Genomic DNA, 20,870 nt, shown 5'->3' on the forward strand with positions numbered 1-20,870 from the left:
AATCGTCCCGATGCAGGGGCTGCCGCACGCGCTCCGCGCGCTTGCCCTCGGGAATCGCGGTCACCTCTTGCGCCAGCTCGGCCACGTCGGCATCCCGCGGCCCTTCCACGTCTCCGCCAAGCTGGCGACCCAACGCACGGACGCGAAGAGGGCGTAACCGGCCCCGGCGAGGCCAGCGCCGACCACGAGCCAGCGCCCGATCCCGAGCCACACGCTCCCGTCCCCGTCCACCGCCCACTGAGCGCCCGTAATGAGCCCGGCGATGCCCATCCAGAGCCCGGCGACGACCACGACCACCGGCAGGAGGGCGAGGCGCATCGCCGCGGCGACCGACCAGAGCTGACGGGCCCCAGCGTCGCCGTGGCGGCGATGATCCGCTCGGCGCGCTCGTTCGACGCGTCGATGTTCGCCGTCATCGTGGCCGAGGCCTCCCCGGTGACCTGCTCGACCGCCTTCTCGACCCGCTCCTCGGTGCGCTTCTCGATCCGCTGCACGGCACCGCCGACCTGGCTCACGAGCTTCTGGTTGTCCTCGGCCAGGGACTGGAGCTTCTCAGTCGCCGAAGCCGTAGCTGCTCGATTCATTTGCGCTTCGGCGATCAAGCTCTGCGAGGCGCTCTGCAGCTGCTTCCCGTCGAGACTCTGCGCGAACTCTCTGAGCGTGCTCTCGATCTGCGGCGACTTGTTGACGGACGGCTGCAAGGTCGACGGCAGGCCCTTCAGCTCCTCCTTGACGGTTTCCTCGATCGCGATCCGCAGATACGACTTCAGTCCGTTCACGGCCTTCGTCTGCCTGTTGACCGCTGCGATGACGTCGGCGTTCGTAGGCTCCGACAGATTCGACGCCGTCGAGCTCGGCTCGGTCTCCTGCTGCTCGTTCCTCATCTCGTCGAGAATGCTCATTGCTCTGCTCCTTCGGTCGGTTGTTCTCGTGGAACTCGAAGATTTGCTGTGCGCCCTCGGCGGTGAACTCGGGCGTCAGCTCGGATGCTTTCTTCCGGCCGAGCTTGCCGTTGTCGGCCCGGCGCATCTTGTACGTCCAGCCGTCACGCTGGGTCTCTGCGAGGGCGACGCCATGCTCGTCGAGTACCTCGGTGAATCCCGCCCGGTCCACTGACCGCTTGTCCCGCAGCGAGGCGGCGACCTTGTCCCCGAGGATGCGCTCGAATCCGCCTGACGCGAAGTCCTCCCGGCGCTGCGACCAGTCCGGCTTTGCTTGCTCCGGCGACGGGAGGGCCTGGCACCCCTCGTCTTGCATCAGTTCGTCGTTGGCCTGGCGCAGGCCGTTCTTCCACGACGTGTTCCGCTGCAGTGACTTCCCGGTGAGGTTGTCGTGGTTGATGACGTAGATGTGGTTATGCAGGTGCCCGCCGGCCGAGTCGGCGTGGGTGACCACGAGGTGATCGGCCGAGTGCATCCGCTCCGCGAGCTTCACGCCCAGCTCATTGACCCGCTGCACGTGCCCCCGGTCGTTCTTGCCGAACTCGTCCGGCGAGAAATTCTGCGTGTACGAGTACAGCTCGTTCTTCCGCCCGTGGGCCCTCGCCAGAGCCTCTGCGCGGGCGACGAAAGCCCACGGCGACTCCACCGAGCACGACATCGCTGCGGCACGATCGGTGCCGGTCTGGACGTGCTCTGTGCGCTTGTCCTTGTCGTTGCCGTACAGCGCGTACCCGACCGAGTCGCTGGCGGACCGCGACGGCTTCACGTTGACCGTACTCATAGCGCCGTCCGATCCCCGAGCTGTGCCCGCACGGCATCCATCGATTCCATGACCTCGCGCAGCAGAGCGTCGTCGAGGGCACCACCGCGACGCACCGCCTGGTTCAGGTTGATCCCGATTCGGCGCACCTGCTCGACCGCCTGACCCAGCTCCGGCGACGGCGTGGAGGCCGCCGCGACCTCTAGATGCCCGAGACCGTCCCGGCGGGAGTCCAGGGCGTCGAGAATGACCGTGCGTACCCATTTGCTCGGCTTCACGCCGAGCCTGCGAGCACGTCGCCGAACCGCTTCGCGCTCCGCCTTCGTGACCCGCACGTCGATGCTCACGTCGCGATTCGCCTGGGGCTCATCGACTCCATGACCATCATTGGTGTTGGGAGCCGTACGGTCAGGGCCAGCAGGGTACTTGTAGGGCATGTTGGAGTTATGACTCTGGCGGCTGTGCTCGGTCGGGATCTGTGACACGCACGTTCCCTTCGTATGTTCGGCTAAGAACGATTTCGACTGAGACAATGAGGGGCATGAACGATGGATTTCTGAACACTGCCGACGAAGGCACGCTATCAGCCAACGATTATGACGGCTTCGCCGCCGCTTACTCTGCCGAGAACGACGACAGCCTCGCCAACGCTTACTACGAACGGCCAGCCATGCTAGCTCTGGCCGGTGAAGTATCAGGCCGCAAAGTTCTTGACGCGGGGTGCGGCGCAGGTGCAATGAGCGCGGCACTGCACGACCGAGGAGCGGTCGTCACGGGCATCGACGCCAGCGCCGGAATGCTCGACCATGCGAGGCAGCGCCTGGGTGACGAAGTCGATCTCCGTCAGGCCGACCTGAACGACCCGCTGCCGTTCAAGGACAGCTCGTTCGACGATGTGATCGCCTCGCTCGTGCTGCACTATCTTGAGGACTGGGCACCGGCGCTATCCGAGATGCGGCGAGTCCTTCGGCCGGGTGGCCGACTGTTCGCATCCGTCGACCACCCGATCGTCGCCTACAACATCCAGGAGCAGCGACCGAACTACTTCGAGACCACCAGCTACGGTTTCGAATGGGAGTTCGGCGGCAGGCGCATCCCGATGCGGTTCTGGCGCAGGTCCCTGCAGCAGATGCTCGACGAATTCGCTTCGGCTGGGTTTCGTCTCACCAGCATCACTGAGCCGCAGCCTCTGACAGAAGCTCGCGATCTGCACCCCGAGGACTTCCTCCGAGTCACGACGTCTCCGTGCTTCCTCTTTTTCGCGCTCGAAGCGGTACAGGGATAGTTCTGATCACCTGCGCCACGTTGGCCACTTCGGCATCCCGCGGTCCTTCCACGTCTCCACCAGGCCGACGGCCCACCGCACAGAGGCGAAGAGCCCGTAGCTGGCCCCGGCGAGGCCCACGGCAACCACGATCCAGCGTCCGATACCGAGCCAGACGCCCCCGTCCACGTCGAGCGCCCACTGAGTGCCCGTGATGATCCCGGCGATGCCCATCCAGAGCCCGGCGACGACTACGAGCACCGGCAGGAGCGCGAGACACATCGCGGCGGCAGCCGACCAGAGCTGACGGGCCTCCAGCTTCGCCGTCGCCTGCATGATCCGCTCGGCGCGCTCGTTCGACGCGTCGAGGTTCGCGGTCATCGCAGCCGAGGCCTCCCCGGCGACCTGCTCGACGGCCCTCTGCACGCGCTCTTCGGTCCGCTTCTCCATGCGCTGCACCGCGCCGCCGACCTGGCTCACGAGCTTCTGGTTCGCCCCGGCCTGCGCCTGGAGCCCCTCAATCGCCGAGGCCGTAGCCGCGTGATTCTTCTGCGCCTCGGCGATCAAACTCTGCGAGGCGGCGCTCAGCCGCTTCCCGTCGAGACTCTGCACGAACTCGCTGAGCGTCTGCTCGATCTCGGTCAGCCTGCTCGCGACGCTCTCGATCTGCGGTGACGTGCTGACGGACGGCTGCGAGGTCGACACCCGGTCGATGCGCTTGCTCATCTCCTCGTCCATGACCTTCACGAACCCCGCGAGCTTCTTCTGCTGCTCGGTCAGTCGGTCGATCCTCGCGTTCTGTGCCTCGACGGCGGCGAGGATCGAGTTCAAGGTCTCCGTCGTCTCGGGACTGCTGAGCTGCTGCGGCGATTCGCTCTGCGCGTTCTGCTGCTTCAGCCTGTCGAGCGCTGCGCTCATGGTCCTGCTCCTTCAGCTGCTGGTGGTAGTCGAAGAACGCCCGTGCGCCCTCCGGCGTGAAGTCCGCCGAGAGCGCACTCGTGCGCTTGAGGCGCTCGGCCCGCTTCGTCTCGTCGCGGTCGTCCTCGATGTAGAGCGTCCAGGTCTCCCTGCCCGCGTTCTTTCCCTTCTTGCTGACGGTGGTGTGCAGCCGCATTCGCGGCACCCGCTCCCCGTCGTGGTGCTGCTGGTTCTGCTCTGCGATCACCGATTCCAGACCGGCCTTGTCCACCGATCGGGGATCGGCCAGTGCGGCGCTCATCCGGTCGCCCATCTCGCGGTCCAGCGACCCTTCGGCGAAGTCCTCGCGGCGCAGCTCCCAGTCCTGCGGCGCGCGTTCCAGCTGCTTCACGACCGAGAGCCCGTGCTCGCGCATCAGCTCGTCGTTCGCCGACTGCACGCCGCGCTGATTCCCGGCCTTGCGGTCGTGGAACGTGCGGTAGTCGCTGAGTGCTTTCTCCGTCTCGTTGTCGTGGTTGATGACCAAGACATGGTTGTGTGCCTTGCCGCCCCGCCCATCGGTGTGAGTGACAACGAGGCAGTCGGATCGAGGGTGCATCTTCTTCGCAAGCATGTAGCCCAAGTCATTGACCCGCTGCACGTCTTCCGGGTTCTTCGGGTCGAACTCCTCATCGCTGAACGACTGGCGGTAGTGCAGGGCCTCGACGTCGCGCTTCATGTTCTGCGTGAGCGCGCGAGCACGCGCCGAGAACGCGCCGGGGCCTCCCGGAACATCGCACGTGATCGCGACCCCGCGCTCGTCCTCCTTGCCCCGGATGTAGCGCTCGGTGTCTGCGGCGCTCGTGCTCGGGCTGTAGTGCGTGGTGCTCATGACGCCGCCCGATCACCGAGCAGCGCCCGGACCTCGCGCAGCAGCTCGATCAGCTCGGGCACCTCCGCCGACAGCGCCACGGCCTCACCGGCCCGCGCGCGGCGGTCCAGGTCGTTGACGTTGATCGCCAGCGGGCGCACCTGCGCGGCCAGCTCGCGGGCGTCCGCCGAGGCCTGGACGCGGGACTCGACGCCGAGCAGGTGCGCGGCCACGGCGGCATCCAACTCCTCGCTCCGGGAGGCGTGCAGGGCATCGCGCACGACGGCCCGCACCCACGTGCTCGGAGCCAGCCCGAGCCGCTCCGCACGACTGCGAAGCGCCCCGAGCGTGGCGTCATCGAAGCGCGTATCGAGCCGCCCGCCGCTGCCACGACGACGCTTCGCGCCGCCGTGACTCTGCCGCACAGCCTCCGCATCAGCCCGACCGGTGTTCACCTGGGAGTCGGCCTGCTGCTCCACCTGTACGCCAGAGTGGCAAGCAGTAGCCGTGTCGGACATTTCGCTGACGCTCATGTCCTCCCCGGCTGCTTGCGAGGGGCCTCCGGCCCCCTCGACCCCCTGGGAGAGCGGATACTGATGGGTGCTCATGCGGCACCTCCCGCGACCAGTGCCAGCGGCACATCGGGGCTGCGCACCGCGAGCCCGCTCAACAGCTCGACGACGGCGCTGTCGGCGTCGTGCTCCACGGAGCTCTCCGGGCCGTAGGTGAGCTCGCGCGACGGAGCCACCTGCTGGTGGTAGGCGTTGCCGTTGACGCCCGGGGTGTGCGCGGAAGCCGGGAGGCTGCACTGATGCCACTCGTAGGGCTCGATCTTCCCGATGTGCTGCACGAGGTAGCGGTTGATGTCGTCGGCCCGGAATACCTTCACCACCGACGCCAGGCGACGGATGAACTGGTCCAGTGCCTCGTCCACATTGCCCTTCTGGCGTGCGTAGAAGAAGAATTCGACCGGCTCGATGGTGGCCGTGATGACGATCAGCCGCGGAGCCACCTCGCCCTTGTTCTTGTAGCGCGCCTTCGCGGGCGAGGCGTTGTACGGATCGAGCAGCAGCAACCAGTCGTTCGCGTCCATTGCCGAAGCCCGCAGATCGTCCAGCAGCAGCACCTCCTCGCCCCGCCAGTCATCGAGAGGGTTCCCCGTCGCGGCCCGGTAGACCTGCCACCGCTCGCCGTGGGTGTTCGCCGCGTCGATCGCCGACGTGATGAAGTCCGTGGCGAACCGCGTCTTGCCGATCCCGGCGTCCCCGTGGACGAACACGACATGCGTCGAGAAGGCACCGGCGCGGAGCTTCGCCGCCGCCCGGTACGCGCGGCGCTGGCCGTAGGCCGAAAGGGCGTCGTCGATCTCCCGCTGGTGTCGCGAGTAGATGTCGAACAGCTCGTCGGTGAGCATGATCTGGTCGCGAGTGATCTCGCCCTGGAGCACCCGCTCGCGCATGTCCTCGAAGTTCTCGGCGACGACCTTCTTCTTCACGTGGGCGCGGCCCTTGAGCCACGTCTCGCGGCGCTGCGCGTCGATGCCGAGGTAGTCCGGCCCGCGCACCGTGGCGACCTCCGACGGCGCGTACTGGTGCTTGTCGGCGTACTTCACGTGCGTCAGATACGACAGCATGTTGTCGAAGGCATACCGTCCGCGACCCGGCTTCTCGACGTACTGGGGCTCGACGCCGATGCCGAACGCGAGCCGATCCAGCGGAGCGCTCTTCGCACGACTTGCGAACTTGATCACCGCGTGCAAGTGATCCGGCTTCGGCTCGACCACGAGGGCTTTCTCCGTGTCGCTCCAGACCTCGCGCTCGTCCTTGTCGTGCACGATGCCGTAGGCCTCGGTGACCTCGCAGCCGATAGCCTCGAGCCGCTGCACCACGTAAGCGAGGATCGGTCCGGCCCCCTGCTGGAGCAGCGCAGCCCCGTTCGGATCCTCGGCGGCCCAGGTCCAGTACGACGGATCGAGGTACTGCGTGAGCCCGATGCTGGTCGGGTTGTTCTCCTGCTTAGCCACGGCGACCACCCTCGTCGCGGGCGGCGCGGAGGCCCTCAGAGGAAGTGCGGCGCCTAAATGACCCCCTATTGACCCCCAAATGAGGCCCCAAATGATCCCGTGGGGCGACGCGACGGAGCGAGGGTGGTACCGGCTGCTGACCAGGCATGCTGTTGCAAGGCGCGGCAATCGACAAGCCCTTGCCGCGCCCGTAGGAACGAATGAGGCTCCCGAAACTCTTGGAGTGCGAAGCACGGCTGCGGACCGTCATCACGACGACGGGCAGCCCGCCTTCGGCGGGTGCCAGGCCAGGCCTTCCGGGCGGGGTCAGGTCGGCGGGGACGATGGTGATGGTGCGGCCGGCGGTGCTCATCGGGCACCGCCCTTGCGGTAGCGCTTGATCGCGGCCTGGTGCGTGACGCCGAGGGCATCGCCGATCTTGGCCCAGGTCACCCCATCGGCGCGGGCATCGGCGACGGCGATCTCGACGGCCTCCTCCAGCACGGAGCGGAGCACTCCAAGGTCGTAGACACGGGCCTCGGAGTCGGTGAGGGAGGGGTCGCCCAGACGCCAGCGGAACGCGTTGACTTGATCGAAAGCAGCGGAGTTGGCGCTCATCAGCGATCACCGCCCATCACGGCGGCGACGGCGGCGCGCTGGCGCGGGGTCAGTGGCGTGAGTGCCAGGCGCTCGCCGGCCCGGCGACCGGCGGCACGGGCGGCGGCGATGACGGGATCGAACCCATCAGCCTGCGAAACGGGGGTCGGGTCCTGGTCGAGCCCAGGATGGTCCAGCGCAAATGCGCGGGGAGCGTCGATAACGACAGACATCGGAAGTCCTCAAACATGAGTGTGCTTCCGGTTCCCCGCCACGGTAGTTGGGCTGTTTGACCGGCGACTCATCCGGGAGTAGTACCGCCAGCTTCAAAGTCTGGCCCCCGGTGGGATCTTCTTGTCTGCAACCATTCTCCCATGACTCGACTCACCAGTCCACTGACGAGTCGACTCGCGTGTCAGTCGCGACGCGGCTCTATTCGAATGAGGTCGGGGTCGAACTTCACGTGGCCGGGAGCGATGGGCTCGATGGTCACCGTCACCAGCTCGTCCACGAGCATCCGGCGACGGTCCACGTCCAACGCCCTCCACTTCGACTCGACGACCTCTCGGCGCTCCGCGGTACCGACCGGCTCGTCCACGTCCGCGAGCAGCTTCGCCGCCACCGACACCGAGCGGTCGAGCAGCTCCGCGTCGATTTCGTCGATGCGGGCCTTCACGCCATTGATCGCCGCGGTGATCTCCAGGACCGGCTGGTGGATGTCGCGCAGCAGTGGACTCAGCTCCTTCACGCGCTCGACCAGGGCGTTCCGTTCGGTCAGCAGCTCCTCGCGGTCAGGCCCCTCATCCTCCTGCGGCATCACGAGGTCGTGCACGTCCACCGACGAGAGTCGGGTGAGCACAGCCTCCGTGACCATCGCATCGACGGGCTCGCGCTGGCGGGTGAGGTGGAACTTCTCGCCGCATCGGTATGTCGGCTGCTTGCGGCTGTTAGATCCCGAGACGAGCGTCGCGCCGCACTTCCCGCACAACCCAATCCCGGACAGCAGGTACTTCGGCTGATTGCCTTGCCTAGCCGACCTCCGCACGTTGTCCTCCAGCTTCGCCACCGCAGCCCGCCACGTCTGCTCGCTGACGATGGGCGGAAACGCCTTACCCTTCACCGGGTACAGCTCGCCCGACGAGTAGTGCTTGATGTAGCCAGCGTATTGGGGGTTCGCCAACAGGTACCGCACGGCATCGACGGAGAACTCCGACCCGCGGGCGGTTCGATGCCCTGCTTCGTTCAGGTCCTCACGGATGCGCCGGATCGACAGCGACGGCTCGCCGAGGAACGCATCGAACGCCCGCCGCACTGCTTCGGCCTCCTCTGGGATCAACTCGCCATCTCTCGTCCACCCGAACGCCTTCCAGGCCGAAGTGGGGATGCCCTCTGCGCGTCGGCGCTCGTTCGACCTGATCTGACGCTCAGCCTTGCGCCGGGCCTCGAACCGGGCGAGAGCCGCGAGCATCGTCGCCCGGAACTCTCCGTCGGCCGTCGAGAGGTCGATCTCGCCGTCGACGGTGACGACCCGCAGGCCGAGGTCGATCAGAGTGTTCAGGTCCTTCGTGCTGCGCAGGAGGCGGTCCATGTCCACGGCGACGACCATCGAGAACCGGCCCGCACGGGCGTCGTCCAGCATCTCGGCCCACCGCGTGCCAGCGCGGCGCTTCTTCGTCGCCGACACCGCGTTGTCGTCGTAGACCTCGACGACCTCCCAGTCCTTGGCCTCGGCCAGTGCCCTGATCTTCCGCAGTTGGGTCTCGACGGTCCACCGATCGCCCTTGCGGTCCATCGAAGCGCGGACGTACGCCGCAACCTCGTTCGTCTTCCTCAGCGATACCAGTTCAACCATGCGGCCCAGTCTATTACAACCGGCGTTACAACTCCGATATGTGCTATGAGAACCCGCTCTACCTCGCCGAGGAGGCCGCCGCCCTCGATCTGTTCTCTGACCAGAGACTGGCGTTGGGAATCAGCCGCGGTTCGCCGGAACCGGCCCTGCGGGGTTGGGAAGCCTTCGGCTACGAGGACCACACCGAGCCGAAAGCAGCGAACATGGCCCGAGAGAAGTTCGATCGCTTCCTCCGCGCCATCCGCGGCGAGGAACTCGCCTCCGCCGATCCGCAGCAGTTCGGCCCCGGACCTGACTTGCCCAAGTAGGTGAGGTTTTCGGCGTCTCCCAACATATCGAGGCTGGTCAGACGGTTATGCGTCAGAGATTTGGGTAACTAATTTGAGCCGTATCATGGGGGAATGAGCCCTTTCGTGCGCAAGGTGCCCACCGCGTCGGGCGCCACTGCCGTGCAGATCGCTGATAAGACCGGCGGGCGGTACAGGATCGTCGAGCACCTCGGGTCAGCTCACACGCCCGAAGACCTCGCCGCTCTCGTCGAGGCTGGCAAAGCTAAACTGCGTGACCCCGGTCAGGCCACACTCGACTTCGATACCGCGGACAAACCGCGGGTGTCATCAGCTGTCGTGAAGTCCAGCAGATCTGGGCTGCTCATCGACACGATCCGCAGCGTGTACCAAAGGCTCGGGTTCGACGTCATCAATGATGAGGCCTTCTTCCAGCTCGTTGCTGCCCGGCTGGTTGAGCCGACGTCGAAGTCTGACAGTGTCAGAGTCCTCGACGAACTCGGTGTCGAGGTTGTTCACCGCAACACGTTCCTCAACTGCCTACTCCGGGCGAAAGAGCGCGACTACAGGGCTCAGATCGCTGAGAAGTGCTTCGCTCACAGTGTTGCCACCACCGGCATCAGTCTGCTTCTTTATGACGTTACGACATTATATTTCGAGGCTGAGAAAGAAGACGCTCTGCGTCAGGTCGGGTACTCGAAAGAACGCCGTGTCGACCCGCAGATCGTCGTCGGGCTCCTCGTCGATCGGACCGGATTCCCACTCGAGATCGGCTGCTTTGAAGGGGCGAAGGCAGAGACTCACACGATCATTCCGGTGATCAAAGCCTTCCAAGAACGGCACCAGGTCACGGACATGGTCGTCGCGGCCGATGCTGGGATGCTCTCAGCCAAGAACCTTAAAGAACTCGATGATGCCGGCCTGCGGTTCATCGTTGGGTCGAGGCAGACGAAAGCCCCGCATGATCTGGCGACTCATTTTCGGTGGAATGGTGAGTACACCACCGATGGGCAGATCATCGACACGATCACCCCGAAGGGTGTGAAGCGACTCGACCCGGATCGGGTGAAGAGGAGACGCGAACCCGTCTGGTCGGCTGAGGATCATCCGGATGCGTGGCGGGTGGTGTGGCAGTACCGGCGAAAGCGTGCGATGCGTGATGAGCAGACGCTGAACCTGCAGCGTAACCGGGCATTGGCGATCATCGATGGCGATAAGCCGGCGAAGAAGGCCCGGTTTGTGAAGGTTACGGATGAGGAGAAGGCCTTCGATGAGAAGGCTTACGAGCGGGCGATGAAGCTGACCGGGTTCAAAGGCTATGTCACGAACATTCCCGCCGGGACCATGTCGGCTGCTGAGGTGATCGGCAGCTATCACGACTTGTGGCATGTCGAGCAGTCTTTCCGGATGTCGAAGACCGACTTGAGGGCCAGGCCGATCTTTCACCGGAAGAGGGACGCGATCGAGGCGCACTTGACGCTCGTGTTCACTTCCTTAGCCGTGTCGAGGTTCATGCAAGAGGCGACCGGGGCGTCGTTGAAGAAGATCATCACGAGTCTGCGGCCGCTGCGGGAGTTCACCGGGCGCGTGGGTGGGCAGGAAATCACGTTCACACCGGACGTGCCCAAGGCCGTCGAGAACATGCTCAAGGCGCTGGAAAAATCGTAAATTCGGGCTTCAGCGGTGGGTAACTAAAGTTGTGCAACTCAGGATCGCTTCCTCCGCGCCATCCGCGGCGAGGAACTCGCCTCCGCCGATCCGCAGCAGTTCGGCCCCGGAGCGCGCCTGCGCGTCGAACCGCATTCGCCCGGACTCGACCGTCGCATCTGGTGGGGCGCAGGTTCTGCGTCGACCGCCGAATGGGCGGCACAGATGGGCGTGAACCTGATGAGCTCGACCCTGCTCACCGAAGCGACCGGCGCCGCCTTCGGCGACCTGCAAGCAGAGCAGATCGAACGATACCGGGCAGTGTGGAGCGAGGTCGGGCATGGCTGGACGCCGAGAGTATCCGTGAGCCGCAGCATCTTCCCGATCACCACCGACCTCGACGACCTCTACTTCGGGCGACGCAGCGCCGGGCAGGGAGACCAGATCGGGATCATCGATGACACTCGCTCGACGTTCGGCCGCACATACGCGGGTGAGCCGGACAGACTGATCGAAGAGCTCAGGGCCGATGCGGCGATCGCAGCCGCCGATACCCTCATGCTCACGATCCCCAGCCAGCTGGGAGTCGACTACAATCTGCACCTCCTTGAGTCCTTTGCCGAGCACGTCGCGCCGGCTCTCGGCTGGGTGTCCGCCCACGAACGCTGAAGACCGGGTCCGAGTAACCATCCGCGAACGTATGATGAGACGGAACGACACATAACAGGGGAGACCGAGTGAGCGAGAGCACGAAGATGACGCAGACGCAGAAGCGCATCCTCATCATCGGCCTCGTTCCCCTCTTCATGTCGCTGCTGTCCGTCTCCAGCATCAACGTCGTCCTGCCCTCCATCGCCGCCGATATCGACGCGTCCACATCGGCTCTGCAGTGGGTGCTCACCGGATATGCGCTCTCCTTCGGTGTCGTCCTCGTCGCCGCGGGACGAGCCGGTGATGTCTTCGGGCGCGGCCAATTGTTCGTCATCGGCGTGGGCCTCTTCGGGGTGTCTTCTCTGGTGGCAGGGATCGCCCCCGATCCGCTGACGCTCAACATCTCCCGTGTGACCATGGGGCTGGGCTCGGGATTTCTCAACCCACAGGTCGTGGGCCTGCTGCAGCAGTACTTCCAGGGGCCGCCGCGCGGTCGTGCCTTCGGGCTGATGGGCACCACCGTCGGACTGTCTGTGGCCATCGGCCCGGTGCTCGGCGGCGCCCTCATCGCGCTGTTCGGCGGTGACCTCGGCTGGAGGGCGACCTTCCTGGTCAATGTGCCCTTTGCCATTGCTTCGCTCGTCCTCGCCCGGATCTGGCTGCCGAGCGGTGCTTGGCGACCCGCCGTCGAACAGAGCGCGAAGAGTGCCGAGGGCAACAAGGACCTCGACCCGGTGGGAGTTGTCCTCCTCGGGGTCGGAGTGCTCCTCATCCTTCTGCCCTTCGTCGAATCTTCGCTGGGTTGGTTCATCTGGCTCTCCCTCCCGCTCGGTGTCGGCGCGATCTGGCTGTGGACGTGGTGGGAACGCCGTTATGCGCGAATGGGCCGACCGCCGATGGTCGACCTCGATCTCTTCCGCATCCGCAGCTTCAGCAATGGGTCGATCATCATCGCCCTCTACTTCCTCGGAGTCACAAGCGTCTGGGTCCTCGTCGCTATGTACATGCAGCAGGGTCTGGGGCATTCGGCGCTCGCCGCGGGCATGATCGGTCTGCCGGCCGCACTGCTCTCAGCGGTCTCCGCCGACGTCTCCGGACGGTTCGTCTTTCAGATCGGGCGTCGCCTCGTAGTGTGGGGGATCGCCCTTTGCCTTGTCGGTCTGGTGGCCACGATCGGCGTCGTCGCACTGCTGTCCCAGGGCATCGGCAGCGAATGGTGGATGCTGCTCACCTTGGCGTTCATCGGCACCGCTCAGGGCATGGTCATCAGCCCCAACCAAACCCTGACTCTGCAGGAAGTCCCGCTGCGATACGCCGGATCTTCCGGGGGAGTGCTCCAGACGGGGCAGCGCATCGGCACCTCGATGGGGCTGGCCATCATGACTGCTCTGGCGTTCTCGATCACTGCGATGAGCAATTGGCATTGGGGGATGATCGGGGCGTTCGCCGCCATCGTCGTCATTGTCGTCCTCGCCGGATTCGTCGGTCTCATCGAAGTCCGCCGAGGCGGCCCTCGCCGCGTATGAACCGCCGATCGCACCGCGTCCGGCGGAGAAGAGAACGCCCTCAGCTGTCAGCGCAATAATGTTACGGATTTTAGACAATCCGCCGTGTCCGAATATGGAAGACTGTGAACGCACATCAGCCCATGGAAGGATACACAGTGGTCGAGCCCATACCCGATGACGAGCTTGCGCTCGAGGAACTCGTGCGTTCGGGCGGGATCGAAACCTATTTCGCCCCCGTCGTCGACGCACTGACTTTCCATCGGGTCGGCCATCAGATCCTGCAGGCCCCCACGGGTGATCCGGAGCTGGGTCGCGCCGAATCGGAGAACCTGCGCCACGCCATGCGTGCCTCCACGATCACCGGTGATATCGACGCCTCTCTGCGGGATTCGGCACTGCGTACCGCAGAAGGTGCGGGACTGCCGAAGTCGAACCGCCTGTTCCTCCACGCCGAGGCCGAATCCTTTGCGACTCTCGAGGATCGCAGCGGGGAACCCGACCGCTCAGTCATCCTGCAGCTCGACGCCAACCGGGTCGCATCGTCCCCGGCCTCGGTGCTGCGCTCAGTGCGCTCGGCGCGTGCGCTGGGGTGGGGAGTGGGCATGTCATCGGTCGGCGCCGATCTGCGCAGCACCTCCTTCGTCCCGCTGGTCAATCCCTCGGTCGTCGGACTCCACCCGGATGTTCTGCACATCGACTGCGAGTCACATCTGGCTGAGCTCAATCGCCTGCTCCATGCCCATCTCGAACGCACAGGAGCTGTCATCCTCGCCGACGGCGTCGAGACCGAAGACGATCTGGACCGTGTGCGTGCACTGGGGGCACGGTTCATGTCCGGACCCTACTTCGGTGAGGCTACGAAACAGCCGCAGCCGTTCTCCGAACCGAGTGAAGACGCCCTCGTCTCGCACTACTCACGCAATCTGCCGGCACTGGGGACTCCGTATTCGATCTCGCAGGGACTACGGCGTGAACCGCTGGTGATGAACCGCGAACTGCTCATCGCGCAGATCGCGGCATTGGAAGAACGCGCTCTGGCGTCGGGAACCGCGACGATCACCCTGGGAGTGTTCGGGGAGGACGACGGATTCTCCGAGGCGACACGACTTCGGTACGAGAAGATCCGTGACACTGTGGGCCTGACCGCTATGTTCTCCGGCGGGTTCGACGGACCACCCATCCGTGGTGTGCGGACCGGACTCGTCGACGCCTCCGATCCCATGCGCAATGAACACGGAGTCGTCGTAGTCGGACCTGACTGGTCGGGCATGGTCGCGGCATCGAAACGCAACGACCCGGGCAGCGACGGACAGACCGTCTTCGACGTCTACATCACGACCGACCGCTACACATGCGTCGACGCGGCACGCAGCGTTCTCACCCGCGTCGCCCCTCTCACCGCGACGGCGCATCTGCCGGCCTGAGACCGTGGAGGCGGTGCGTCTCGGCACGACCGAATGCGCGTGAGATCCGAATGGGGCAGGGGGCACCGATGGTGCTAATGTTGTCTCGGCTGGCCCCCGTAGCTCAGCTGGTTAGAGCAGGGAACTCATAATTCCTTGGCCGTCGGTTCAAGTCCGACCGGGGGCACCACAGACGCGGACGGTGGGCAATGTGCGAAAGGCGAAGGCACCGTACGGCACGCTTTCGCACCGTAGTCACTCCTCGGCGGGGGCTGCTTCGGCCTCCCGACCGAGATTCGGCTTGAAGACGGAACCCGCCAGCCTAGCGACTCGTGCTCGGCCTTGTCAGGCTGACATTGTCCGATTGTCAGGAGGCGGCGCAGACACACGACGCCACCAGCACCTTTGATGCTTGGCTGCACGTCGAACATCGACTATCATGTGGTCAGCACCTCCTTTCGGAACGTAGGGGAAGACGTATCCGAGGTAGGAGGCAGAAATGGATATGACACAGGGCGTACTCTTCGTCCACTCAGCACCTCGTGCGCTGTGCCCTCACATCGAATGGGCAGCGGGCGGGGCCATCGGCGCACAAGCACGCTTCGACTGGACACCCCAGCCGGCTGCTCCAGGTCTCGTGCGCGCAGAAGTCTGCTGGCGCGCGCCGGCGGGCTCCGGAGCCCGTATCGCTTCGGCCCTGCGCGGCTGGGATTCTCTCCGCTACGAGGTCACCGAAGAACCCTCTCCCGGAGTCGACGGCGGACGGTGGAGCCACACACCCGATCTGGGCATCTACCACGCCGTGACCGACACAGCTGGCAATATCCTCGTTCCCGAAGACCGCATCCGCTCCGTCATGGAACGCGCTGCAGGCGATCCCGCGAAGTTCTCCTCGGAGATGGCGACTGCCCTCGGCGAAGCGTGGGATGAGGAACTCGACGCGTTCCGCCACGCAGGCGAGGGCGCACCGGTTCGCTGGCTGACCAAGGTCGGCTGAATCGCCTCCGGGCCGTACAGTCATTCGGCGGCTCCGGCACAATTCTGCTCAATGGGCACACCTACCTGCCTCGGGTGTGTCCATTTTGCCTGCCCGCACTCGCTCTTTCCTTGAGCACCGATGAAAACGGCCCACTCCAAGGTGAGCAGCCCAGGATCAAACCTGTGCTGTCCACTCTGGAGTGGGCCGAGCCGCTCGATTGGAGCGGCGTTGATCAGACGGAGCGGAAGGCGACGACGGCGTTGTGACCACCGAAGCCGAATGAGTTCGTGATCGCCGCGATATCGCCCGAAGGCAGTTCCTGCGGAGTGTCACGGACGATGTTGATGCCCTCGACCTTCGGGTCGACCTCATCGACATTGATGGTCGGGGGAGCCGTGCGCGTCTGCAGAGCCTTGACCGTGAGGATCGCTTCCACCGCACCGGTGCCGCCGAGGAGGTGGCCGGTCATCGACTTCGTGGCCGAGACCAGAGCATCAGAGACGTTGTCCCCGAGGAGTTCACTGATGGCCAGCGACTCCGGGATGTCTCCGACCGGGGTCGAAGTCGCATGGGCGTTGACGTGCTTGATCTCGGCTGCGGTGATCTCACCGCCGTCGAGGGCCTGCTGCATGGCGGCGAGGGCATGCTTGCCCTCGGGCTCTCCGCCGGTGATGTGGTAGGCGTCATTCGAGATGCCCCAACCGGCCACCTCGGCGTAGATCTTCGCTCCACGGGCCTTGGCATGCTCTTCGGTTTCGAGGATGAGCGTGCCTGCTCCTTCGCCCATGACGAAACCGTCGCGATCGACGTCGTAGGGACGCGATGCGGCCTCGGGCGAATCAGTGCGACGCGACAGCGCCTGCATCGAGTTGAACGCCGCCAGGGTGATCGGGTGGATCGCAGCTTCGGAACCGCCGGCGATGATGACATCGGCCTTGCCCGAAGCCAGAACGTCATAAGCATGACCGAGGCTCTCGGTCGATGAGGCGCAGGCGGAGACCAGAGTCTGCACACCGGCGCGAGCCTCGAATTCCATTCCGATCGCGGCCGCAGGACCATTGGGCATGAGCATAGGAACGGTCAGAGGCATGACCCGGCGCGGGCCCTCTTCCTGGAGAGTGTCCCAGGCGTCGAGCAGCGTCCAGACTCCGCCGATTCCGGTAGCCCAGGAGACGGCAGTGCGCTCCGGATCTGTCTCCTCGAGGCCGGCGTCGGCCATGGCCTCACGAGCGGAGATGAGGGCGAACTGGCTCGAGGGGTCGAGGCGCTTGGCCTGCACCCGCTTGAGATTGTCGGGCACGACCTGTGGGTCGACCTGCGCGGCGAAGTCCACGGCGAGGCCGTACTTCTCTGACCAATCGTTGTCCATGGTGTGGACGCCGGACTTGCCGGCCAGAATGGCTTCCCAAGTGGCATCGACAGTCGCGCCCAAGGGGGTTACCGCACCGATTCCGGTGACGACAACTTTAGATGTCATGGTACAAACCTCGTCGATAGTGTGGACACGGCCCGTCTGTGGACGGGCCGTGTTCGGCTGCTGTGGGTCAGGCTTCCTGAGCCTTGTTGATGTAGTCGACAGCGTCCTGAACGGTGACGAGGTCCTTGACGTCGTCATCGGGGATCTTCACGCCGAACTTCTTCTCAGCGTTGACGACGATGGTCATCATCGAGATGGAGTCGATGTCGAGGTCGTCGGTGAACGACTTGTCGGCTTCGACTGCTTCGGCAGCGAGGCCGGTCTCTTCGTTGACGATCTCTGCCAGCCCAGCGAGGACTTCAGCTTCGGTGAATGCCATTTCTTTCCTACTTTCTGATTTCGGCCGAGGGTTTTTCGACCGTTTGAGGAACTTTTCGACGAGTGTCCCGCCGAATATCTTAGGACATTCACGGAGAGTTTTCCGTGAATGGGTGTGTCTCAGGGCAGGCGGACGACCTGCGCACCGTAGACCAGGCCCGCGCCGAAGCCCATCTGCAGGGCGAGACCGCCGCTGAGTTCGGGCTGTTCACGCAGCAGCCGTTCTGTGGCCAACGGGATCGACGCCGCCGAAGTGTTCCCGTTGTCAGCGATGTCACGCGCGATGATGACCGATTCGGGTAGCTTCAGCTGTTTGGCGAGTTCATCGATGATGCGCATGTTCGCTTGGTGCGGAATGAATGCCGTAAGGTCCTCGGCCTCGACCCCGGACGCGGTGAGCGCTTCCTTGGCCACCTCGGCGCCGTCCCATACAGCCCAGCGGAAGACGGTCGGACCGTCCTGGCGCAGGGTCGGGAACGGCAGCTCGCGGTTGTCGCGGATGTCCATGAGCGAATCGGTCATCCGGATGGTCGACCAGTTCTCACCCTTCGAACCCCACACGGTCTTCGATATGCCCGGTTCATCGGATGAGGTCACGACGACCGCCCCGGCACCGTCGCCGAGGATGAACGAGATCGATCGGTCCTCTGGGTCGATGACGTCGGAGAGCTTCTCTGCTCCGATGACGAGAACGTTGTCCATTGTTCCGGCACGCACGAGTGCGTCGGCCTGGGAGATTCCGTAGCAGTAGCCCGCGCAGGCGGCGCTGATGTCCCATGCCGGGACCGGCCCGGTGCCGAGGCGGTCCGTCAGTGCGGCCGCGGCCGAAGGGGTGAAGTAGGGGAATGTCACCGTGGAGATGATGATGCCGCCGATGTCTTCCGGCTTGAGACCGGAGGAGGCGATCGCCTCGAGGGCGGCCTCTTCGCACATGTCGAGGACCCCGACATCTCTGCTGGCGCGACGGCGGGTGATGATGCCGGTGCGCTGACGGATCCATTCGTCGGAAGAGTTGATCGGTCCGGCGATATCGTCATTTGTGACGAGGTTCTCCGCACGATAGGCGCCGATTCCCGCGATGCGCGAGAAGGTGCCGAGCTCGGCTGTTTTGAGTGTGGGCATAACGTCTTCCTTCGATTCTCAGGCGTGGGCTGCCGCGAACTCACGCGCGCCGTCGAGGTCGGCGGCTGATTTGACGGCGAATGTCTCGACGCCCTTCATGGCGCGTCGAGCGATGCCGGTGAGGGTTCCACCGGGGACGAGTTCGATCATTCCGGTGACCCCGGAGTTCAGCAGCGACTCCTGACACAGGTCCCAGCGCACCGGGTTCGTGACCTGTTTGACCAGACGGTCGACGTACTCACGACCGGCTGCGACAGCAGCGCCGTCGGAGTTGCTGAGGATGGACACGGTCGGATCTGAGACCTCCATCGCCGAGGCGGTGGCAGCGAGATCCTCGGTGGCCGCAGCCATGAACTCGGTGTGGAAGGCACCGGCCACGGGCAGCGAGATGACCCGAGCGCGCTCCGGCGGGTCCTCGGCCAGCGCCTCGAGCGATTCCAGCGAACCGGCGGCTACGGTCTGGCCTCCGCCGTTGACATTGGCAGGGCTGGCCCCGGCGGCCTCGATTGCGGCGAGGACATCGTCGGGCTGACCGCCGACCACAGCGGACATGCCGGTCGGTGCGGCGGCGGCAGCGGTGGCCATTCCGTCGGCACGGACCTTGACGAAGCGCATGGCGTCGGCGGGAGTGAAGATGCCCGCGATCTGCGCTGCGGCGATCTCACCCACGGAGTGGCCTGCGACGACGGCTGGACTGGCACCGAGTTCGGCTGCGCAGGCGATGGCGGAGGCGACGAGCAGGGGCTGAGCCACCGCGGTGTCCTTGATCGTCTCGTCATCGGAATCGGTTCCATGCAGACGCAGATCGATCCCCGAGGCGGCTTGGAGTTCGTCGATCTGTGCCGAGAAGGTATCGAGTTCGAGGAACGAACTCAGGAAACCGGTCTTCTGGGCTCCCTGGCCCGGACAGGTGATTGCAAGCACTCAGTTCTCTTTTCGTTGGGTTCCGTGGATCAATCTAATGGACTCTGGTTCGAAATCAATGAGATTTGTCGCTGTCCGACAATACGCCGTCCTCGGACAGTCGCCCGTACACCAACGCGATGTGAATGACGAAGGCATCACGCGAGGTCGTCGGATCGAGCCCGATGGCGTCCGTGATCTTCCGCAGCCGGTAGCGCACGGTGTTCGGGTGCACGGACAGTGCCTTGGCCGTGGCCTCGAGCGAGGACCCGAATTCGACATAGGCGCTCACGGTCTTGAGCAGCTGACCCGTTCCGGAGGTCAGCGGTTGGTAATAGCGCTCGATGAGTTCGCTCAAGGCGATCCGGTCCCCGGACAGGGCTCGTTCAGGCAGGAGGTCATCGGCCTTGACGGGGCGTGGGGAATCCGGGCGGGCGGTCGCGGCCTTGAGTGCCCGGATCGCCGCCTTCGCCGAGGTGGCCGCCTCGGCGAGGCCAGGCACCGCAGGTCCGACGATCACTTCGGACGGTCCGAAGCAGTCGGAGAGGTCCTCGACGGCATCGTCGAGTTCTGTGACCCCGCCGAGGACGATGAGCAGTCGGTTGTCGTGGATGCCGACGAGGGCGTCATCGGCCCACCTGCTGGCCTTGCGGCGGATGCCGTCCAATCCCTTCTTCGCCGAGCGCTGCGGGGCGCGGCCGACGATGACACATACGGGCCCTTCGGACTGCCAGCCGAAGGCAGCTGTGCGACTGGCGAGCTCATCAACGGAATCGCCTCGGACGAGAGCGTCGACGACCATCGCTTCGAGGCGGGCATCCCAGCTGCCTCTGGCCTCGGCGGCACGGGCATAGACATCGGCGGCGGCGAAGGCGATCTCACGGGAGTAGACGAGCACGGCCTCTCGCAGGGCCGGCTGTTCGACCGGACGAGCGATGTCCGGAACGCGCTCCTCGACGACCTCGACGACGATCTTGAGCAGCTGCAGAGTCTGCTGCAGGCTGATGGCGCGGATGAGATCGCGTGGTGCGGTCTTGAAGATGTCCGAGACCACCCGCAGATTCGTATCGGGTTTGCGGTACCAGTCGACGAACGAGGAGATGCCGGACTGGGCGAGCAGTCCCACCCAGGAGCGGTCGGATGACGACATCGAACGGTACCAGGGCAGCTGTGCCTCCAGCCGCTGCAGAGTCACCGAGGACAGGACACCGACTCCTGCGCGGAGTCTGCGGGCGGTTTCGGCGCGACGGCGCAGGGTCTCGGCATCAGACATCATGACCACGAGTTTAGACGAAAGAGAACAACTCCGTTGTCAGCGACATACAAACAATTGAAGAGGGTGACAAACATGGCCGGAGTCTTGGAGACTCCGGCCATATCAGCGCTCAGGT

The 20,870-nt window shown here is 65.0% G+C and carries 20 protein-coding genes, 1 tRNA gene and 2 pseudogenes; 8 read left to right on the top strand and 15 right to left on the bottom strand.

The genetic code is table 11. The features are described from left to right. Window positions 1-60: 60 nt before the first annotated feature. The 3 genes and pseudogenes from EB835_RS20840 to EB835_RS09330 all read right to left on the bottom strand — a co-directional run bounded on the left by EB835_RS20840 (window position 61) and on the right by EB835_RS09330 (window position 2,048). Window positions 61-602: pseudogene (locus EB835_RS20840) on the bottom strand (hypothetical protein). Continuing rightward, complete coding sequence (locus tag EB835_RS09325; RefSeq protein ID WP_135809190.1) at window positions 553-1,722, bottom strand: relaxase/mobilization nuclease domain-containing protein; 1,170 nt, start codon at window positions 1,720-1,722, stop codon at window positions 553-555. The pseudogene EB835_RS20840 and the gene EB835_RS09325 overlap by 50 nt, the downstream one beginning before the upstream one ends. After that, window positions 1,719-2,048 carry a plasmid mobilization protein gene (locus tag EB835_RS09330; protein WP_205749903.1) on the bottom strand — a complete coding sequence of 110 codons (330 nt, stop codon included), beginning with the start codon at window positions 2,046-2,048 and terminating at the stop codon, window positions 1,719-1,721. Before EB835_RS09330 ends, EB835_RS09325 begins: the two co-directional genes overlap by 4 nt. Window positions 2,049-2,242: 194 nt before the next feature. On the opposite strand from EB835_RS09330, the gene EB835_RS09335 reads away from it, so the two are divergent. Then, window positions 2,243-2,986, top strand: a complete 744-nt coding sequence (locus EB835_RS09335; RefSeq protein ID WP_135809191.1) for a class I SAM-dependent methyltransferase — start codon at window positions 2,243-2,245, stop codon at window positions 2,984-2,986. A gap of 6 nt (window positions 2,987-2,992) precedes the next feature. On the opposite strand, the gene EB835_RS09340 is transcribed toward EB835_RS09335, so the two are convergent. From EB835_RS09340 to EB835_RS09375, 7 genes are all read right to left on the bottom strand, one after another. Next, window positions 2,993-3,532 carry a hypothetical protein gene (locus tag EB835_RS09340; protein ID WP_135809235.1) on the bottom strand — a complete coding sequence of 180 codons (540 nt, stop codon included), beginning with the start codon at window positions 3,530-3,532 and terminating at the stop codon, window positions 2,993-2,995. Then, on the bottom strand, window positions 3,483-4,754 hold the full coding sequence (locus EB835_RS09345; RefSeq protein WP_135809192.1) for a relaxase/mobilization nuclease domain-containing protein: 1,272 nt from the start codon (window positions 4,752-4,754) through the stop codon (window positions 3,483-3,485). The genes EB835_RS09340 and EB835_RS09345 overlap by 50 nt, the downstream gene beginning before the upstream one ends. Further along, a complete protein-coding gene (locus EB835_RS09350; protein WP_135809193.1) occupies window positions 4,751-5,341 on the bottom strand; it encodes a hypothetical protein in 591 nt (196 codons plus the stop codon). The genes EB835_RS09345 and EB835_RS09350 overlap by 4 nt, the downstream gene beginning before the upstream one ends. Beyond that, the gene (locus tag EB835_RS09355) at window positions 5,338-6,765 is read right to left on the bottom strand and encodes a Rep family protein (RefSeq protein ID WP_135809194.1); all 1,428 of its coding nucleotides are present in this window, start codon (window positions 6,763-6,765) and stop codon (window positions 5,338-5,340) included. Before EB835_RS09355 ends, EB835_RS09350 begins: the two co-directional genes overlap by 4 nt. 339 nt (window positions 6,766-7,104) lie before the next feature. After that, on the bottom strand, window positions 7,105-7,353 hold the full coding sequence (locus tag EB835_RS09365) for a hypothetical protein (protein WP_135809196.1): 249 nt from the start codon (window positions 7,351-7,353) through the stop codon (window positions 7,105-7,107). Further along, the gene (locus tag EB835_RS09370; protein WP_015779966.1) at window positions 7,353-7,565 is read right to left on the bottom strand and encodes a hypothetical protein; all 213 of its coding nucleotides are present in this window, start codon (window positions 7,563-7,565) and stop codon (window positions 7,353-7,355) included. The genes EB835_RS09365 and EB835_RS09370 overlap by 1 nt, the downstream gene beginning before the upstream one ends. Before the next feature lie 182 nt (window positions 7,566-7,747). After that, window positions 7,748-9,184, bottom strand: a complete 1,437-nt coding sequence (locus EB835_RS09375; protein ID WP_135809197.1) for a recombinase family protein — start codon at window positions 9,182-9,184, stop codon at window positions 7,748-7,750. A 38-nt stretch (window positions 9,185-9,222) separates the two neighbouring features. Between EB835_RS09375 and EB835_RS09380 the strand changes: the two genes are divergently transcribed. The 7 genes and pseudogenes from EB835_RS09380 (at window position 9,223) to EB835_RS09410 (ending at window position 15,677) form a co-directional block, all read left to right on the top strand. Beyond that, window positions 9,223-9,492, top strand: a complete 270-nt coding sequence (locus tag EB835_RS09380; RefSeq protein ID WP_135809198.1) for an LLM class oxidoreductase — start codon at window positions 9,223-9,225, stop codon at window positions 9,490-9,492. A 93-nt stretch (window positions 9,493-9,585) separates the two neighbouring features. Beyond that, window positions 9,586-11,139 (top strand): IS1634 family transposase, encoded by a 1,554-nt coding sequence (locus tag EB835_RS09385; protein WP_168216682.1) that lies wholly within the window; start codon window positions 9,586-9,588, stop codon window positions 11,137-11,139. 42 nt (window positions 11,140-11,181) lie between these two features. Continuing rightward, window positions 11,182-11,787 (top strand): annotated as a pseudogene (locus EB835_RS09390) (alkane 1-monooxygenase); the annotation flags it as partial. Window positions 11,788-11,855: 68 nt separating this feature from the next. Then, window positions 11,856-13,295: an MFS transporter gene (locus EB835_RS09395; RefSeq protein ID WP_135809199.1), complete on the top strand. Its 1,440-nt coding sequence runs from the start codon at window positions 11,856-11,858 to the stop codon at window positions 13,293-13,295. A 137-nt stretch (window positions 13,296-13,432) separates the two neighbouring features. After that, entirely contained in the window at window positions 13,433-14,701 is a 1,269-nt protein-coding gene (locus EB835_RS09400; protein WP_240688657.1) for an EAL domain-containing protein, read from the top strand. A 92-nt stretch (window positions 14,702-14,793) separates the two neighbouring features. Continuing rightward, window positions 14,794-14,870: transfer RNA gene (locus tag EB835_RS09405), tRNA-Ile, on the top strand. A 315-nt stretch (window positions 14,871-15,185) separates the two neighbouring features. After that, window positions 15,186-15,677, top strand: a complete 492-nt coding sequence (locus EB835_RS09410; protein ID WP_135809238.1) for a DUF3145 domain-containing protein — start codon at window positions 15,186-15,188, stop codon at window positions 15,675-15,677. A 214-nt stretch (window positions 15,678-15,891) separates the two neighbouring features. On the opposite strand, the gene EB835_RS09415 is transcribed toward EB835_RS09410, so the two are convergent. The 5 genes from EB835_RS09415 to EB835_RS09435 all read right to left on the bottom strand — a co-directional run bounded on the left by EB835_RS09415 (window position 15,892) and on the right by EB835_RS09435 (window position 20,755). Further along, a complete protein-coding gene (locus EB835_RS09415) occupies window positions 15,892-17,136 on the bottom strand; it encodes a beta-ketoacyl-[acyl-carrier-protein] synthase family protein (protein WP_135809200.1) in 1,245 nt (414 codons plus the stop codon). A gap of 67 nt (window positions 17,137-17,203) precedes the next feature. Next, complete coding sequence (locus EB835_RS09420) at window positions 17,204-17,455, bottom strand: acyl carrier protein (RefSeq protein ID WP_135809201.1); 252 nt, start codon at window positions 17,453-17,455, stop codon at window positions 17,204-17,206. A 119-nt stretch (window positions 17,456-17,574) separates the two neighbouring features. Then, window positions 17,575-18,576, bottom strand: a complete 1,002-nt coding sequence (locus EB835_RS09425) for a beta-ketoacyl-ACP synthase III (RefSeq protein ID WP_135809202.1) — start codon at window positions 18,574-18,576, stop codon at window positions 17,575-17,577. A gap of 18 nt (window positions 18,577-18,594) precedes the next feature. Further along, window positions 18,595-19,500 (bottom strand): ACP S-malonyltransferase, encoded by a 906-nt coding sequence (locus EB835_RS09430; protein WP_135809203.1) that lies wholly within the window; start codon window positions 19,498-19,500, stop codon window positions 18,595-18,597. Window positions 19,501-19,555: 55 nt separating this feature from the next. Next, window positions 19,556-20,755, bottom strand: coding sequence for a PucR family transcriptional regulator (locus tag EB835_RS09435; protein ID WP_135809204.1), 1,200 nt, complete (start codon window positions 20,753-20,755; stop codon window positions 19,556-19,558). Between the last annotated feature and the right edge of the window lie 115 nt (window positions 20,756-20,870).

The organism is Brevibacterium sp. S22 (assembly GCF_004745485.1).
Taxonomy (GTDB): Bacteria; Actinomycetota; Actinomycetes; order Actinomycetales; family Brevibacteriaceae; genus Brevibacterium.

Bases quoted from the DNA above. Each gene is read 5' to 3' on its own strand.
- EB835_RS09325 (WP_135809190.1), bottom strand. From the start codon at position 1,722: ATGAGTACGGTCAACGTGAAGCCGTCGCGGTCCGCCAGCGACTCGGTC.
- EB835_RS09335 (WP_135809191.1), top strand. From the start codon at position 2,243: ATGAACGATGGATTTCTGAACACTGCCGACGAAGGCACGCTATCAGCC.
- EB835_RS09345 (WP_135809192.1), bottom strand. From the start codon at position 4,754: ATGAGCACCACGCACTACAGCCCGAGCACGAGCGCCGCAGACACCGAG.
- EB835_RS09350 (WP_135809193.1), bottom strand. From the start codon at position 5,341: ATGAGCACCCATCAGTATCCGCTCTCCCAGGGGGTCGAGGGGGCCGGA.
- EB835_RS09365 (WP_135809196.1), bottom strand. From the start codon at position 7,353: ATGAGCGCCAACTCCGCTGCTTTCGATCAAGTCAACGCGTTCCGCTGG.
- EB835_RS09370 (WP_015779966.1), bottom strand. From the start codon at position 7,565: ATGTCTGTCGTTATCGACGCTCCCCGCGCATTTGCGCTGGACCATCCT.
- EB835_RS09375 (WP_135809197.1), bottom strand. From the start codon at position 9,184: ATGGTTGAACTGGTATCGCTGAGGAAGACGAACGAGGTTGCGGCGTAC.
- EB835_RS09380 (WP_135809198.1), top strand. From the start codon at position 9,223: ATGTGCTATGAGAACCCGCTCTACCTCGCCGAGGAGGCCGCCGCCCTC.
- EB835_RS09385 (WP_168216682.1), top strand. From the start codon at position 9,586: ATGAGCCCTTTCGTGCGCAAGGTGCCCACCGCGTCGGGCGCCACTGCC.
- EB835_RS09410 (WP_135809238.1), top strand. From the start codon at position 15,186: ATGACACAGGGCGTACTCTTCGTCCACTCAGCACCTCGTGCGCTGTGC.
- EB835_RS09415 (WP_135809200.1), bottom strand. From the start codon at position 17,136: ATGACATCTAAAGTTGTCGTCACCGGAATCGGTGCGGTAACCCCCTTG.
- EB835_RS09420 (WP_135809201.1), bottom strand. From the start codon at position 17,455: ATGGCATTCACCGAAGCTGAAGTCCTCGCTGGGCTGGCAGAGATCGTC.
- EB835_RS09425 (WP_135809202.1), bottom strand. From the start codon at position 18,576: ATGCCCACACTCAAAACAGCCGAGCTCGGCACCTTCTCGCGCATCGCG.
- EB835_RS09435 (WP_135809204.1), bottom strand. From the start codon at position 20,755: ATGATGTCTGATGCCGAGACCCTGCGCCGTCGCGCCGAAACCGCCCGC.